1 protein-coding gene is annotated in these 510 nt (G+C 45.3%); it reads left to right on the top strand.

Annotated elements, in window-relative coordinates; all coding sequences use genetic code 11:
• Positions 1 to 370: Maf family protein (locus ACS8FC_RS21085; protein WP_439298215.1), on the top strand; the 370-nt coding region annotated here is incomplete at its 5' end.
• Between the last annotated feature and the right edge of the window lie 140 nt (positions 371 to 510).

Below are 510 nucleotides of genomic sequence, written 5' to 3' on the forward strand. Positions count from 1 at the left end.
GCAAATGTCAGATAATATCCATGAAGTATGGACTGCCGTACAAGCCACCAAAATACAGCGACTACCTAAAGTAACAGAACACAATGCACCAGAGCGCACTCAAGCGTTTCAAATTATCGATCAGCAGCAAATTACTGAGCGTACAGAAGTGACCTTCATAACGTTGACTACAGAGATGATGAGCAATTATTGGGACAGTGGGGAGCCTGCTGATAAAGCGGGTGGTTATGGTATTCAGGGTTTGGGTGCTGCCTGGGTGAGTCGTATCAACGGCAGCTATACCAATGTCGTTGGGTTGCCACTGGCGCAAACGCTGGCCTTAATCAAAGACATGACAGAAGGCAGTGAGGATATCGTTGACCCGTTATAATTATATATGCACATAATGACACGGTAGGGCAATGGGCAAGAGCAAGGCGCATTTGTTACACTGTCAATCTAATAGACGATGACCGTCTGATAAGAAAGCTGAGAGATAAGAGAAAAAACTATGTCCGAAGAGCTGCTGAT

It is taken from the genome of Psychrobacter sp. 1Y4 (assembly GCF_051847555.1).